Source organism: Flavobacterium johnsoniae UW101 (genome assembly GCF_000016645.1).
Taxonomy (GTDB): Bacteria; Bacteroidota; Bacteroidia; order Flavobacteriales; family Flavobacteriaceae; genus Flavobacterium; species Flavobacterium johnsoniae.
Genome location: NC_009441.1, coordinates 2454978 through 2471078, shown reverse-complemented (window position 1 = coordinate 2471078; position 16101 = coordinate 2454978). Strand labels below are relative to the sequence as shown.

Sequence of the window (16101 nt, the reverse complement as noted above, 5' to 3'; positions counted from 1 at the left end):
TCCTGTGCCTTAATTTATTGTAAAACATAAGCGTAAAAATTCTAAGTCTACCATAATTACTTTTGGTTCAAAAACAACATTTCCAAAAACCAAAAAACCTTTAAAATCATTTCTGATTCCAAAGGTTTTCCTCTTTATCTAAAACTCTAACTCACTTATTTATATTCCTGCTCTTTCTGTGCATACCAGTCTTTCATTACATAAAAAGCTTTCTTTTTAATTCCCTGATCTGAGATTAAGCCTTTGCGGTTAAAGAAATCCTGAATGTTTGGCAATTGCCTTCTTGGTGATCTAAAATCAACTAAAATCCAGGGTGAAACTCCTGCTAAACCTTCTATACGATTAAACATCTGAGTATTTTGAATGTATAATTCTTCCTGATATTCTTCGTTCCAGCGTTCTTTTTTATCTCCGTGAAGTCCTTGTAAAGCTTCTCCTCCGAACTCGCTGATAATAACTGGTTTGTTATACGGAATCACCCATTGCATATCTTTACAAGATTCATTCGTTCCTCTGTACCAGCCCAGATATTGATTGAAACTTACAATGTCTACAAATTCATTCATGTTATCATGAAGTGTATTTACATTGTTTGGACTTTTGGTAACTTCCATCGCCATACTAATTAAACGAGTATTATCCTGCGTGCGTGCATATTTAGCCAATTTACTCAGAAAAACATCTCTTTCATCACTATGCGGTGTTTCATTGGCGATAGACCAAATCACGATTCCGCAGCGGTTTTTATCTCTGTAAATCATATCGTGTAATTGACGCTCTGCATTAGCATACGTATCAGGATTTGTCCATGAAATGGTCCAATAAACAGGAACTTCAGACCAAATCATAATTCCCATTTTCTCAGCTTGTCTTACCATATTTTCGTTGTGAGGATAATGTGCCAGACGAACATAATTACAGCCTAACTCTTTGGCCCAATTCAATAACGTTATCGCATCATCTTCAGACCAAGCTCTACCCGATCTGAAAGGTGCTTCTTCATGAATACTGATTCCTCTTAAAAAGACTTTTTTTCCGTTTAACAGAATCTCTTTTCCTTTGGTTTCAATAGTTCTAAAACCAATTTGATCTGTTATATTTTCATCGGCTTTGGAAATGGTTACATCGTATAATTTTGGTTTTTCCGGCGTCCATAAAACCGGATTGGCTTTAATTTCAAAATACGCCATTCCTTTAGCATCTGTTGTAATGCTTTTTTTGATTTTTAATTCTGGAATAGAAACTGAAATGGATTGATTTGCTGTTTCACTATTCAGTTTTATCCAGCCGGAAATCTTGCCTTTTTCTTTTTTATCCAATTGAACCAAATAATCTTCCACATACGTATTCGGAACCTGAGCCAAAGTAACATCTCTTGTAATTCCGCCGTAATTCCACCAATCCATATTTACAGTTGGAACATTATCTTTGTGACGCTTGTTATCTACTTTTACAACTACAAAATTATTCCCGTCGACTAATAGATCAGTTACATCAAAATTGAAAGGTGTATAACCTCCAACGTGTGTTCCTGCCAGTTTTCCGTTTACATAGACTTTTGCATCATAATTGACTGCTCCAAAATGAAGAATCCCTTTGGTTTTAGAATCTTTTTTATAATTAAAGTCTTTCTGAAACCAAACAGTTCCTTCATAAAAAAACAATCTTTCGTCTTTGCTGTTCCAATCTGATGGAATATCCATTGTGGCAGAAGTCGCAAAATTATATTCGGTTAAATCTGTGGTATTGAATTTTTTATTTTCGAAGAATCCATTATTTTTAAAAGGCATTAATCGGTAATCGTAATACCCGTTTTCTAGCGGATCTACGATATAACTCCATTTTCCATTTAAAGTAATATTGTTCCTTGACGAAATATTAGAAACCAACGGAATTTCCTGTGCTATTGCTTTTCCCATCAGTAGAAAAGTACAGCACAGCATTACAATTTTTTTCATAGTTTTTATTTTTAATTATCTACAATTATTTTTAAACACATAGAAACATAGCACTACTTTGAGCATAAAAGGCGTTTCACTTGCATAAATACACATAGCTGGATTTTACTAACAAAGTTTAGCTATGTGTTAGAAACTAGTTTCTTTTAGTATCCTTTTTTTAAGTCTAAAAAATCTATGTTTCTATGTGTTTAAAAGATTTTTACATTTTATCAAAATAACGTGTCAGTTCGTAGGCGCTATCATTAATAACTTTCATCTCTTTTAATAAAGGCAGATACGGTTCGAAATTGCTGTTTACGATTCCTTTGTTCGAATCTCGGTTTGAATAATCTGTGCTTAAATCCTGCGGATCATTATCCATATATTTGAACCAATGCCAGCCTACTGAGTTTTTATTTTTTAAAAGTTCTAAAGTGAAATTCTGATAAAACAGTCCTCTTTCTTTCTGAGTCCGAACCAGCCATCCTGCTCCTGTATTGTTTGGCAAACCAGAATCTTCTCCTTTAGTGTACCATTCTGTAATTAGGAACGGTTTTCCTGACCATTCGCCCCATTTATTCATTAAATCCTGATTTGGCTCCCATTTTCTGTAATGATTGATCGAAATGATATCCATATACTTTCCTGCCACTTTAAAAATCTCCGGATTAGTTAGTTCCTGATCTTTATCCTGATTGAATCGGCATCCTAAATACATATGGTTTGGATCTGCTTTTCTTAATGCCTCGGTTACCTTTTTCATGTAAGTTTCAAAGTAAAAAGCAGTAAATGCCATTCGGTCTTCCTGAGTAATATCAGAGATTGAAGCATTGAATCCTTTTCTTTTATCAAACCACTCTTTTGCAGCAATATAACCCTGTTCATCTTTGGCCAATAAAGTTAAATGTTTATCTAATGCGTCGTTATACCAAGGCAGTTCATTATCAGTAAAATAACCCATCAAATACTTATCATCTTTGTACTGAGCAATCTCTTTTACCGATTTTTCAATGTAAGAATCAAATTCTTTATCAAAAACCATTACCAAATCAAAACGGTAATTCTGCCAGCTTGCTTCTTTATATTTTCCTCCAAATTTTTTAATATGATCGGAATGATACATTCCCATTGGCGAAATGATAACCGTGTAAACCAAAGGATTTTCAGCATTTCGAACTAAATCAACATTCGACCATGCTCCTACGCCGTTAAATCCGTTATCGCGAAGTAATTTTGATTCTTGTTTTACCCAGTTTTCTTTGCTGCCGTATTTCTTATCAAATGCTTTTTGCTGATTTTCAGAACGTCCTGCATTAAATACCGCAATTCCTTTATAAATATAGGGATAACCTTCCGGGTCAATAATCCACCATCTGTTGTCTATTTTTTCGGTTCTAAAAAATCCGGTTGCTTCTTTCTGCCACATTTTAGAACTGCCGTAAACAGAGGCTGATGACTCTTTTTTAATTTTAAATCCAGGAAGTTTATCAATAGTTTTAGCATCATACGCTACCCATTTTGGATCTAAAGCATTTTGTCTGGCTTCGACTTTTTGATATGTATTTTTATGCTGCGCATGCAATGTGAGACTTAAAAAACCGAATAAGGCATAAACGGAATGTTTCTTTAAATTCATTTTAATTGTTTTTGAAGAATTATGGGACAGCAAAAAAACTGCCCCATAAAGAAATTGTGTAATAAAAAAGAAATCTTATTTCGATAAATAAATATGATCGAAATCGAAAGTGTAATTATTTAATGCTCTAACATCTTCCGGATCAACGCTTCTTAAAACCAAAATATCTTTGATTTTTGTTAAGTCTAACAGCGGATTCTGTTTTTTGTAATCGGCAATTGGAATTTTGACCATGTTCCAGCTTCCGTCTCTTTTTAGTCCGTATAAATTACTTGTGGCATCAAATTCTACATAACCAGTATTAGAGGCATCTTTCATTCTAAATCTGATTTTTCCTGTACTTGTAGTTCTCACTGCCATATTGATATAAGTATAAGATGAGATATCGGTGAAATTTACAAACTGTAAAATTGCCATTGCCCATTTTGCTTCTGCAGCCGGCGGTGTCGCAGGAAGAGAAAAATTTCTGTAAGCACCTTCGTAACCGTCTTGAGCAACTTCTTTAATTACAAACTGATTGCTTGAAACCCAGTTTAAAACCGGAGCAGTTTTTGTAAAATCCGGATTTTCAGAGTAAATTTTAAGAGCATCTGCCGGAATAACAATTGGAGGTGTCGGCGGTGCTTCAACCTCAACCGTAAAAGTTTTCTTTTGAGTTGTATTGTCTACAAAGGTGATTTCTAAAGTGGTTGTAAAAGTTCCTGCTTTGGTATATTTTACTTCAACATTAGGCTCAATTGATGCTCCCGGCGAACCGCCTGGAAAAGTCCACTTAATGGCACGCACTTTTGTTGATGCATCAGTATACGTTACTGTTTCGCCTCCTTTAATAGCTGTATTTGTTGAAGTTGCGCTTAATTCTCCTTTTTTATAAAGGTATACTTCGCGTACATCATCTTCGCAGGAAAATAAACCTGCGAAAAGAACTAAAAACAGGTATTTTAATTTAGATATATGATTTAGTTTTATGGTCATGATTTCAATGTTTTTTGGTTAATTTTTTAGAGAATAAAAGAAAGAACATAGAGAAAAGACTTTTCTTAGAATTTTTTCTTTTCTATATTCTATTCTCTTTATTCTAAAATTCTACTTCAATCCGTCTAAGAATCCCTGATAAGCTGGTTTTTTATTATAATCAGCATCTAAAAGCAATGGATATTCTTTTGAGTGCCAGAAACTTGTAAGCCATGTATATTTATCTGTTACTCCCCAGGTTGAAATGGCAAACTTTTGGGTTTGAGGCAGCTCTTCATACATAGTTGTAATGTATTTATAGGTTTCTGCCTGTTTCTGATTTTCAACATCATTAAAAACATACGAATCTGATTTTCCAGTATTGACTTTAATATCCAACTCTGAAATATGAATTAACAATCCTGTTGAAGCAAGATCTGTAAAACCGGTTTTCATCGTTTGCCTGTTGGTATCTGTGGCATAATGAAACTGATCTCCTAAACCGTCAATTGGTACTCCGTTTGCCTTGAATCTTGCTACCATTTTTTTGATTGAGGCTCTTTTTCCTGCATCCAGAACTACGCTGTAATCGTTGTAAAATAATTTAGCATCAGGATCTGCAGCTTTTGCATAGCGAAAACATCTTCCGTAAAATCCAATTGGATCTTTAAACAGTGAATTGATAACCGTTTCGTTTCTCATGGCACCGCCGTCTGCAAAAACTTCATTAACAACATCCCAGCTTTTTACTTTTCCTTTGTAGCGTCCTACGACATCAGTAATGTAGACTTTTACTTTGGCTTCAAATGCAATCGAATCGTATTGGGCTTTTTTAAACCATTCCGGAAATGAATCGTACCAAACCAAAGTATGTCCGTGAACTTCCATCTTATTATCTTGGGCAAATCCTACTAAATAATCCGCTGCAGTATAATTATATGCTGTTGAAGATGTCCAGATGCTTGCCATTTTCATTTCAAATTCGGCTGTAATCTGATTGTAATGTTTTAAAACAGCATTTTTATAATTGGCTTCGTTTTGGAGATCTTTCATTTTTACAGCAGCTCCAATTTTAAATTTTGCTTTTTCTTTTAAAGTCTGCGTAATCGGATTCGGATTGCCTGAATCGCCTTCATCTGCATATTTCAAAACTACTTTTTCATCGTTGCTGCAAGAGGCAAACAGCAAAGCGGTTAATACTCCTAAAATATATTGTTTACTTTTCATGTGTTTTCTTTTTAAATCCGGAAGTCAGATCAGGAATATTCTAACTTCCGGACGGGTTATTACTAACTTTAACCTTAACTCATTCTATATATTTTTCTAACACATAGAAACATAGAGAAAATATTTTCTCTTTTTAAACTCTTTTATTAGTTTTCAATCTATGTTTCTATGTGTTAAATCATTAATTGTATCCAACATTAAATCCTTCTGGTTTTCCCATTAAATCTATCTGGCTCTGCGGAATTGGCATGTTTACCATTGCCGGTGTCATTTTTAAAGGTACTTCTCCCGAAATAGTTCCAGACGGGCTTGAACGGAAATATAAATTTTGTCTTTCTACCAAAAGCCCTAATCTTTTTAACAAGAACCATCTGTTGTTTTCAAAAGCTAATTCTCTTGCCGATTCGTCTAAATAGTTGTTTAAAGTCCAGGCAGTCAAATCAAAAGTGGTTACGGTGCTTTCAGGATTTCCTGTATAACCTCTTCTTCTTACTTTGTTTAAATATGCTAATGCTTTTGTATCGTTGCCTAAATTATGATGTGCTTCTGATGCCAGCAGATACGTTTCTGCCAGTCTGTAATACATATAATCTTTGTAACTGTTTGAGGTCATTGGCAGTTTTTCTGTATCATGGTATTTTTTCAAACTCCAATGCCATGCTCTGTAATTTCCATTTGGTGCAGCAATAGCCGGATTGGTAATTGGCTGTCCAAATTTTGGATTTCCCGGAACATTGATTTTATAATCTTGATAATTATCTGAATAATAATAAGTTTTGAATCGAAGATCGTTTGCCTGATCGTAAAGTGATTTCAAGTAATTATTTGGATAAAACCATCCTAAAGCCTGACCTCCATAAGCCACATCCTGAATTAGTTCGTTTGCGTTTAATTCGTAAGTTCTGTGTGTAAAAACGCTGCTTAACCACGAACCGCCGCCGCCAGCTAACCCATCTTCCGGTCCTAATAAAAAGTCTTTTTGATAAGTAAAAAGAGATTCTTTATGATTGGCATTTTGTCCCCAAACATCAACAAGAGCCACTAAACCATGTGTTCCGTCGTTAATAATGGCGTCAAATTGTGCTGCAGCTTCTGTCCAGTCTTCCTGCCATAATGCGCTTTTTCCGCGAATGTGTCTCGCAACTCCCTGACCATAACGTCCCGGATCTACTTTAAAAGGAAGATTGGCAATCGCATAGTCTAAATCAGCATCGATTAATCGATATACATCAGCATCGCTGGCTACTTTATATTCTACCGGATCATTGATGTTTTGAGGAGTTGTTGGGATAGTATCAATTAAAATACCTCCATACATTTGTTTTAAATCCAGATACAATTCTCCTCTAATAACGCGTGCCTGCGCTACTAATCTTTTTTTGGCATTTTCATCCATTTTTATAGTTCTTGCCGATGTAATAATTGCCGAACATCTATCAATAATTTTATAGCCCTGAATCCATTTTGAGCCTGTATATGACTGCGGATTATGTCCTGTTCCGTAAGGTGTATTCCAGGTTCTGTGCAATCCTAAATCAGTTGCGACCATAAAGAAAACATTCGCCCACAAATCGCTGTTATCGCCAGACGGCAGATTATAAAAACGCATTTGGTTGTAAAGTGCATTTACTCCTACTTCTAATCCTGCAGGAGAATTGTAGATATAATCTACAGAAACCTGATCTTTTACGTTTTCTTCCAGAAAATCTTCGCATGAAGTAAGTCCTAAAGAAAGTCCGAATATCAAAACAAATAGAAAATTTATATTTTTCATGATCTTGTTATTTTTATTTTATTTAATGTCTTAAACTGTGTTATTAAAAACCTACTTGTAAGCCTATAACACAAGTAACAGGTTCCGGATAATCGTTTATTTCTTTCTCTGGGCTGTAAGACTGATAATCTGTAAGGGTAACCAAATTGCTTCCGGTTACATACAATCTCATATTACTTAATCCTAATGGTTTAAGGGTGCTTTCTGGAAATTTAAACCCAACAGAAACGTTTTGCAAACGAATGTAAGAGGCATCTTGTAATCCTAAAGTATTGATGTACGGCGGATCGTTTCCGTCTCTTGGTCTCGGCCAGTTTCCTCCAGGATTTTCAGGTGTCCAGTAATCTTGTTTGATACCGTTTTTTACTCCTCTCAAAGAACCTCCTTTTACATAATCGTATAAGAATAAATTATCTCTTGTAACCCCCTGAACAGTATAAATATCTGCCGAGAAATCAAATTGTTTGTATTCTAAAGCCAAGGAAAAAGTTCCAAACCAATCTGGCAGTTTTGATGTAATGACACGGTCTTCATTCGGGTTTGGATTGGCACCATTTGCTGGATTAGCATCGTATAACTTTATGTCTCCCGGATATAAAGTTGTTCCTGTAACAATGGGAATGGTTTCTCCTTCCTGATAAATTCCAACAGCTTTGTATCGGTAATACACATCAATTGGTTTTCCTATAAACCATAAGTTTCCAACATCATCATCTTCTTTTCCGTCTCCGTTGGCATCTTTTCCATAAATACTTACAATGCTGTTTTTGTTTTTAGTGAAAGTAGCGCCAACATTTAATCTGAAGTCTTTCTTTTTGATTAAATCACCATTTAAAGTAATTTCTAAACCTTTGTTGTTTACTTTACCAATATTTGAAAGTTTTTTGGTATAACCTGTATTTGCATTTAAGGTTTCATAAATCAATAAATCAGAAGTATCTGTATTGTAAACCTCAACAGTTCCTGTTAATCGGTTTTTAAATAATCCAAAATCTGCTGCAAGGTTTAGCTGCGTTGAAGTTTCCCAGCGCAAATCCGGATTAGACAATTGTGTTCCCGGAACGTATCCAGATACTTTTATTCCGTTTATGATATAATCTCTCTGATCTGCAACCGCCATACTTTGATACGGGTCTTTTGGCTGGTTTCCTACTTTACCATAACTGGCTCTTAATTTTAAATTACTGATAACCGGAACGTGTTCTTTCATGAAGTTTTCATTTGAAACATTCCATGCGGCATTTACAGCAGGAAAAAATCCCCATTTATTATTGGCTCCAAATACTGAAGATCCATCAGCTCTGCCTGAAACTGTAAAATAGTATTTGCTGTCAAAATCATATTCTAATTTTCCTGCAAATGAAATCAGAGACCTTTCGTTTCCGCCAATTTCAGGTGTATTTAAAAAAGCACTTTCTAAACCGTAAATTCCCAAAATATCACTTGGAATTCTGCTTGCCGAGTTTTTAAATTCATTGTATTCTGATGAAGTAATTTCATAAACTCCAGTAGCGTTAAAATGATTTTTTTCGGCCAGTTTAAAGTTGTAATTCAAAATATTACTTAACTGGTATTCTACATTATCTTTATAAAGTATACTGCCGCTTCCTTGTCCTGAATTGGCAATTCCGGAAAGTGATCTTGAAGTATTAAAAGCCATTGCTTTATAATTCCATGATCTTCGGCTGGCGTTTAATTTATACGTAAAACCTTTTGCTAAATTAATGTCCAAAAATATATTCATGATATCATTACGATTTAACTCATTTGTTGTCGTCTCGTAAATATCAATAAGCGGATTTGGTGTTTCCTGAATTCCTCCCGGCAGATAACGAAATGATCCATCATCATTATAAATTCTTCCTAAAGGTGATGTATTAATGGCATTATTTAAAACATTCCCTACGTTTGGTCTGTTTGTTTCTGAGAATTGAAGCGAAACATTCATTCCTATTTTCAGCCAGTCTGCCACTCTCTGATCTACATTGACTCTCATGGCCACTTTCTCGAAATCAGAATTTGGGATTACTCCTGTTGTATTAATGTAGTTGATACTTGAAAAAATACTCGTTTTATCTGTTCCTGACGAAATACTTAAACTGTGGTTATTGGTTGTACCTGTTCTCAGCGCATATTTTTCCCAATCGATATATTTTCCTGATTGAACGGATTCTAATTCAAGCGGTGAAAAAACCTGATCGTCTGGTCTGTAAACTCCGCCGTTGCTTGTTCTGTAGGCTTCTCTTTTTAGCTGGGCAAATTCTTCTCCGCTGTAAATGTCAAAATTTCTGTTGATTGTCTGAACTCCGGAGAAACCATTGTAAGCGATTTTTGCTTTTCCGGTTTTTCCTCTTTTGGTAGTAATCAAAATAACCCCGTTTGAAGCTCTTGCTCCATAAATAGATTGTGCTGCGGCATCTTTTAAAATTTCTAAAGAAGCAATATCGTTGGCATTCACATCATTGATGTTACCAATTACAACACCATCGGCAATTACGATAGGTTCGTTGCTGCCGTTAATAGATTTTTTCCCTCTAATTTGAATTGAAGAAGAACTTCCCGGACCTCCATCAGCTAACGAAACCTGAACTCCGGCAGCTTTACCTCTTAACATTTCACCAACATCAGAAGTCGCCACTTTTGTCATATCGCCTGGTTTAACCGAAGCTACAGAACTAATTACGTCACTTTTCTTTTTGGTTCCGTAACCAACCACTATAATTTCGTCTAGTGCCTGAGAACTTGGTTTAAGAACTACTTTTAGGTTTTTCTTGTTTTCTGTATCAACAGTAACTTCATCCATCCCTATAAAGGAAAAAACAAGTGTGCTTTTTGGCGCTGTGCTGATGCTGAAATTTCCGTCGAAATCGGTTTGAGTTCCTTTTGTACTTCCTTTAACATGTACATTTACTCCTGGTAATGGGAGACCTGCATTGTCAACTACTTTTCCTGAAACCGTGCTTTCCTGTGCCTTCACATTAGAAGCCAGAATGCACAGAAAAAACATTAAAATTAATTTTAGATAATTTCCACCAAGAAAAAGAATCTTTTCGGGTTTGTTGTTTTTCATTGTAATTTTTTTGGTTAGTTAATTATAAAGTCATGTGATTATGTTGCAAATGTGACTAATAATTAAGGTTACGAAGGGAGGAAGATATTCGTTTTTAGGGGTTCGAACGTCTTTATTTGAGAAATTTATACCAGATAAGCCTTTAAAAAACGGCATTCGTAATAAAAAACTTAAATAATTGCGAGGTGCTTAATTTTGTAGTTAAACGCAAAGAACGCAAAAGGGAAAAACGCAAAGTCCGCAAAGCTTTTATTAAACTTTGCGGACTTTGCGTAAACCTCAGGACTGTTAGCGATTAAACCCTTTTTTATAGTTAATTATTTGAAGCTTTATATTCAGTAGGTGATAAATTATAAAACTTTTTAAATTCTTTACTAAAATGCTTTCTGTCATTAAAACCAACCATATAAGTTACCTCAGCAACAGAATAACTGGTATTGGTTAATAAATAGGCCGCTTTTTTTAATCTCATATTTTTGATAAAACCAGCCACTGAATGATCTGTGAGAGTTTGAACTTTTTTGTAAAGCACGGTTCTGCTCATTCCTATTTCATTTACCAGATCATTTACATCAAAATCAGTATTATCCAGATTTGCTTCGATAATCTGAGTGAGTTTTTTCAAAAAGATTCCTTCCGGCGTATTTACGTTTTCTTCTTCAACAGCGGCAATAAATCCTTCTCCATATTTCTGACGAATGATTTCTTTGGCTGATAATAAATTGGCGATTGTGAGTTTTAATTCTTCAATACTAAAAGGCTTCGAAATATAAGCATCTGCTCCTGTAGAAAGTCCTTCAATTCTATTTAAAGTAGAAGATTTTGCCGTTAACAAAATAACCGGAATGTGGTTTGTATTTTGATTTGTTTTTAAAATAGTGCACAATTCAAAGCCGTCCATTTCCGGCATCATAACGTCGGTTACGATAAGATCCGGAATTTCTTTCTCCATATACTCGAGTGCATGAATTCCATCTGTAAATTTCAAAACTCTATAATCGTGATACAAAATATCGTACACAAAAGAGAGTACTTCTTCATTGTCTTCAATAACCAGAACAGTCTTTTTATTGCTGTTTTCCAGTTCTTCGTATTCTCTTTCGTAAGTTTCAATTTCTGTTTTAACATCCGAAATTGGGTTTGCATTTTCTTCAATCTTAACTGAATTGTCGACTATCTGCGATTTTTTAAAATGATCTTTCCCTTTCTTTAATTTGATTGTAAATATGGTCGTAAAGTTTGGATCTTCTTCTGTCTGAACTTTGATTTCTCCGTGATGCAGTTCTACAATACTTTTGCTTAAAGCCAAACCAATTCCGCTGCCTAAATTAGCACTGCCGCGTTCGTCTAATTGGAAAAAATTCTTAAAAATCTTCTTTTTTCTGTTTTCCGGAATACCTATTCCGTTGTCTTTTACTTTTATTTCGACATAATCTGAATCTTCTTTTTGTTCTACGCCTAAAGTAATTCGGCCGTTTTTTCCGGTAAATTTAAAGGCATTCGAAAGCAGATTGTAAATCACTTTCTCCATTTGGTTTTTATCGAAATAAAGCTGTACTGTATTTATATTTAAAACGAATTTATAATCGATTTTTTTCTCGACGGCAATTCCTCGAAACGATTCGTAAATATCAAAACAAAACGAAACAATATCCTGCTGTTCGCAATAGATTTTCATACTGCCTTTTTCGGCTTTTCTAAAATCCATTAATTCATTAACTAATTTCAATAATCTATCAGAATTGTTTTTTATGGTTTTTAGTTTCTGTTCCAGATTCGAATTTTTCTCGGCACTGCTCAAAAGTTCTTCAACTGGTCCGCTGATTAATGTCAGAGGCGTTCTGATTTCGTGCGAAACATTAGTAAAGAAATCCAGTTTCATTTTATACAATTCTTCCTGTCTCTCTTTTTCAACTTGTTCCAGATAAAAAGCTTGTTTTAACAATTCTCGGTTTCTGAAAAAGCGGAATAATAAAACTGAAGCTCCTGTTAACAAAACAATATAAAACAAATAGGCCCACCATGTTTTCCACCACGGTGGCAGAATAGTAATTTTTAAAGTCTTAATATTCGGATTCCATTCTCCGCCTCCGTTTGAAGTTTTTATTTTTAGAAGATAAGTTCCGGAATTTAAATTGGTTAAGTTGATATAATGCTGCGAACCTATAATATGCCATTCGTCTTTATTAGAGCTTTCGAGTTTATAAGCATATTCGTTTTTTTCCGGCGAAATAAAACTCATTGCACTAAATTCCAAACCAATGTATCCCTGATCGTGTTTTAAAGTAATTTCAGTAGTTTCGCTGATACGTTTTTCCAGAGCAACTTCTTTGTTTCCTGGTCTAATTTCCTCATTATTAACAATAAGCTTCGTAAAAACAATTGGCGATTTGTCTTTTGTCTTGATTAATTTTGAAGAGTTAAAAACGATTAAACCGTTTGAACATCCAAAAACGAGTTCTTTTGCATTTAGTTGTACACTGCAGTTATTTGAAAATTGCTTGACTTTTAAACCGTCATTTGAAGAATAAGACGTGATTTCAAAATCAGCAATATCAAGAACAGGCTTTATAGTTTTAGTTTTTATTTTGTACAATAAATTATTGTCGCTGATCCAGATATTTCCTTCTGAATCTTCCGAAATACTTTTGATGGTTTCATCAGTGAATCCCATAGAGCGGTTGATTTCGAAGAAACGTCCTTTCTTTTCATCAAAAATATTTACGCCGCCACTTTCTGCTCCTACCCAAAAACGATTTTTAGAATCGGTAAACATTACAGTGAGACTATTGTTTGATAATCCGCTTTTTGGCCCGGCTTTAAAAACTCTGGTAACTTGTTTTAGCTTTTTATCGAAATAATTTAAGCCGTATTGTGTAGCGATCCAAAGTCCGTCTTTTCTATTTACAATATCAGTGATAAAATTATCGCTGAGAGAATTTGAAGTTCCGTCTGCCATATAAATTTCGACCGTTCCGTCGGGCATTACTTTCTTCAGTCCGTTGCCGTTTGTTCCTACCCATAAATCTGTATTATCCATTAATAGAGAAGTAATGGGACGTTCTCTTTCTTTAGAATCTTTGCGTGAAAGCGAAATAAACTGGAATGTTTTACTGTTTTTATTGAATTTGAATAATCCATTGAAAGTTCCGCAAAACAAGTTCTGTTCGTTTTGATTTACCAAAGCCGTTATCATGTTAACGCTTTTATCAAAATCGTAACCTTCAATTTGATAAGATATATTTTTATTATTTCTAAAGTCAAGGTAATTCAAGCCTCCGCCATTTGTTCCAACCCATACTGAACCGTCATTTTCTCTCACAACTGCATTTACAAAGGCTGTATTTAATCCGAAACTAGGTTTGATGACTTCTCTTATATTGGTAAAATTGGTATTAGTTTTCTGAAAAAAATTGACTCCTCCTCCATTCGTCCCAATCCAAATATCGTTATGACGGTCTTTTAAAAAACATTTGACATCATCGTCTGAAAGACTGTAACTTTCCAGTGGATTATGTCCGTATTTGGTGAATTCATTTTTATCTTTTTTGTAAACACATAAACCGTTTTTAGTGGCAAACCAAATGGTATTATTGTCGACAGAAACAATATCATTGACCCAATTTGACGACAAACTGTTTTTGTTATTTGTATTAAGAAGGTAATTTTTTACGATATTTTTGTCTGTATCAAAATAAAAAACACCATTTGCTTCAGTCGCAAACCATAAATTACCATTTTTTTCTTTGATGATTTTCCAGATTTTTGATTTGATTAAAGCTTCGTTATCTGTCAATGTTTTTGGTAATATTTTTTTTGAGCCATTTTTAGGATCAAAACATTCTAAGCCTTTAGAAGTTCCAACCAAAACACCATAATTGCGATCATAAAACAAAGACAAAACCCTGCTTTTTCTGAATGGTGAATTGTGATCGTTTGAGATTTCTTCTAACAAATATTTCTCTCTGTTAAGACGCTTTATACCGCCAAAAGTCCCAATCCAAATTTGGTTTTGATCATCCTGAATTATGGATGAAATATAATTTCGTCCGCCTTTAATTTTCTGAACGTCAACTCTTAAAAAACTCCTTTCGTTTTTATTAAAAAGATTCAATCCATTATTGGTTCCAACCCAAAGTTCTTTTTGTCTGTCTTCCAGAATCACGTTAATATGATTGTTGCTGATGGTATTTAGAATGTCTTTGTTGTAAACATATCGCAGAAAATTATATCCGTCGTAACTGATTAATCCGTTTGCAGTTCCTATCCAGATAAATCCTTTTTTGGTTTGATGAATACTCGAAATCATACTTTGCGAAAAACTCACATCGTAATCAATATGGTCAAAATATAAATCAGATCTTTGTGCAGAAACGCCAAAAGAAATGGAAAGAAATGCAAAACAGCTTAAAATGTAAATTTTAATATTCCTCATAAACAGAATTTATAAACGCCGGATAAAATTTGTAAAACGATTTGTGTTTTCATAATCAATAAACCTATGAAAAAAATCGTTTTGAAGGCACTGCAAAATAAATCTAATGTAAAAAAAAGAGGGAGTTGTTTTTTCTTTTTAAGGGGTGGATTTGTACTTTAATTTTAGAAAACATTAGGGTTGGACATAATTTAAAAAAAGAATAGAAGCCTTTAAATGTAAAAATTAAAGGCTTCTATTTTTATTTCTAAAAAACAGAAAAATCTGATTTTCAAATAAATTACATCATGGTATTGATACGGATACTAGCTTTTATAAGTGCCAATGCCGAAATTTTTGAGATATGAATATCTTTTGGCTGATGATGTGAATTCTGGCTTACCAATTTTACAAATTCTGATCCTAGATCTGATTTTTGAACGTATTTTACAGTAATGTATTCTTCCCAGTCATTTAGTTTTACGCTTAAAAGATACATTTCACCAAAAAAGATATTTTCAAACTCAGTTTCTTTATAGAGGACGATATCTCCTGATTTTAAAAGCGGATACATACTGTCTCCAGTTACAGAAATAGCTCCATCACATTTTGGCAGATTGGGAATTTTTATTGTATCCAAAACTCTTTGTGGTTTTCCGCTGTTGAATAATTCTCGTAAACCCGCCACAGCTTCTAGATCATATAATGGTATTTCCTGGCTCACATGCAGTGTATCGATCGTTCTTCGGTCGTTATTCATAATTACAATATTGGTATTATCTTCTTTTATCATAGGTCCGTTTCCGGTTAAAAGCCACTCAGAATTAATTTCCGGATAATAGTGTAAAATTTTACACGCCTTATCTGTTCCCATATTACTGCTATTGTCTAAAAATTTATTAGAAAAACCTAAATCATTACAGAACTTATATTTAGTAATTCCTTTATAATCAAGATATTCACGCATTCTTTCAGTTGACCCCATAAAAAGACGTATTTTTTTACGTTAAAAATTTGTTTTAATGTATTATTTTACATTATATTTGCAAAGTAAAGAAAAATAATTATCAAAAACAAGACAATTAC

8 protein-coding genes are annotated in these 16101 nt (G+C 34.1%); all 8 read right to left on the bottom strand.

Annotated features, from left to right (window positions below):
• Positions 1 to 155: 155 nt before the first annotated feature.
• Complete coding sequence (locus FJOH_RS10840; RefSeq protein ID WP_012024152.1) at positions 156 to 1958, bottom strand: glycoside hydrolase family 2 protein; 1803 nt, start codon at positions 1956 to 1958, stop codon at positions 156 to 158.
• A 202-nt stretch (positions 1959 to 2160) separates the two neighbouring features.
• Positions 2161 to 3576 (bottom strand): hypothetical protein, encoded by a 1416-nt coding sequence (locus FJOH_RS10835; protein WP_012024151.1) that lies wholly within the window; start codon positions 3574 to 3576, stop codon positions 2161 to 2163.
• 75 nt (positions 3577 to 3651) lie between these two features.
• The gene (locus FJOH_RS10830; RefSeq protein ID WP_012024150.1) at positions 3652 to 4551 is read right to left on the bottom strand and encodes a PKD domain-containing protein; all 900 of its coding nucleotides are present in this window, start codon (positions 4549 to 4551) and stop codon (positions 3652 to 3654) included.
• A 111-nt stretch (positions 4552 to 4662) separates the two neighbouring features.
• Positions 4663 to 5757: an endo-1,4-beta-xylanase gene (locus FJOH_RS10825; RefSeq protein WP_012024149.1), complete on the bottom strand. Its 1095-nt coding sequence runs from the start codon at positions 5755 to 5757 to the stop codon at positions 4663 to 4665.
• A 181-nt stretch (positions 5758 to 5938) separates the two neighbouring features.
• A complete protein-coding gene (locus FJOH_RS10820; RefSeq protein WP_012024148.1) occupies positions 5939 to 7531 on the bottom strand; it encodes a RagB/SusD family nutrient uptake outer membrane protein in 1593 nt (530 codons plus the stop codon).
• 43 nt (positions 7532 to 7574) lie between these two features.
• Complete coding sequence (locus FJOH_RS10815) at positions 7575 to 10601, bottom strand: SusC/RagA family TonB-linked outer membrane protein (RefSeq protein WP_012024147.1); 3027 nt, start codon at positions 10599 to 10601, stop codon at positions 7575 to 7577.
• Between the two features lie 313 nt (positions 10602 to 10914).
• Entirely contained in the window at positions 10915 to 15036 is a 4122-nt protein-coding gene (locus tag FJOH_RS10810) for a hybrid sensor histidine kinase/response regulator transcription factor (RefSeq protein ID WP_012024146.1), read from the bottom strand.
• A 280-nt stretch (positions 15037 to 15316) separates the two neighbouring features.
• On the bottom strand, positions 15317 to 16000 hold the full coding sequence (locus FJOH_RS10805) for a S24 family peptidase (protein WP_044047669.1): 684 nt from the start codon (positions 15998 to 16000) through the stop codon (positions 15317 to 15319).
• Positions 16001 to 16101 lie beyond the last annotated feature (101 nt).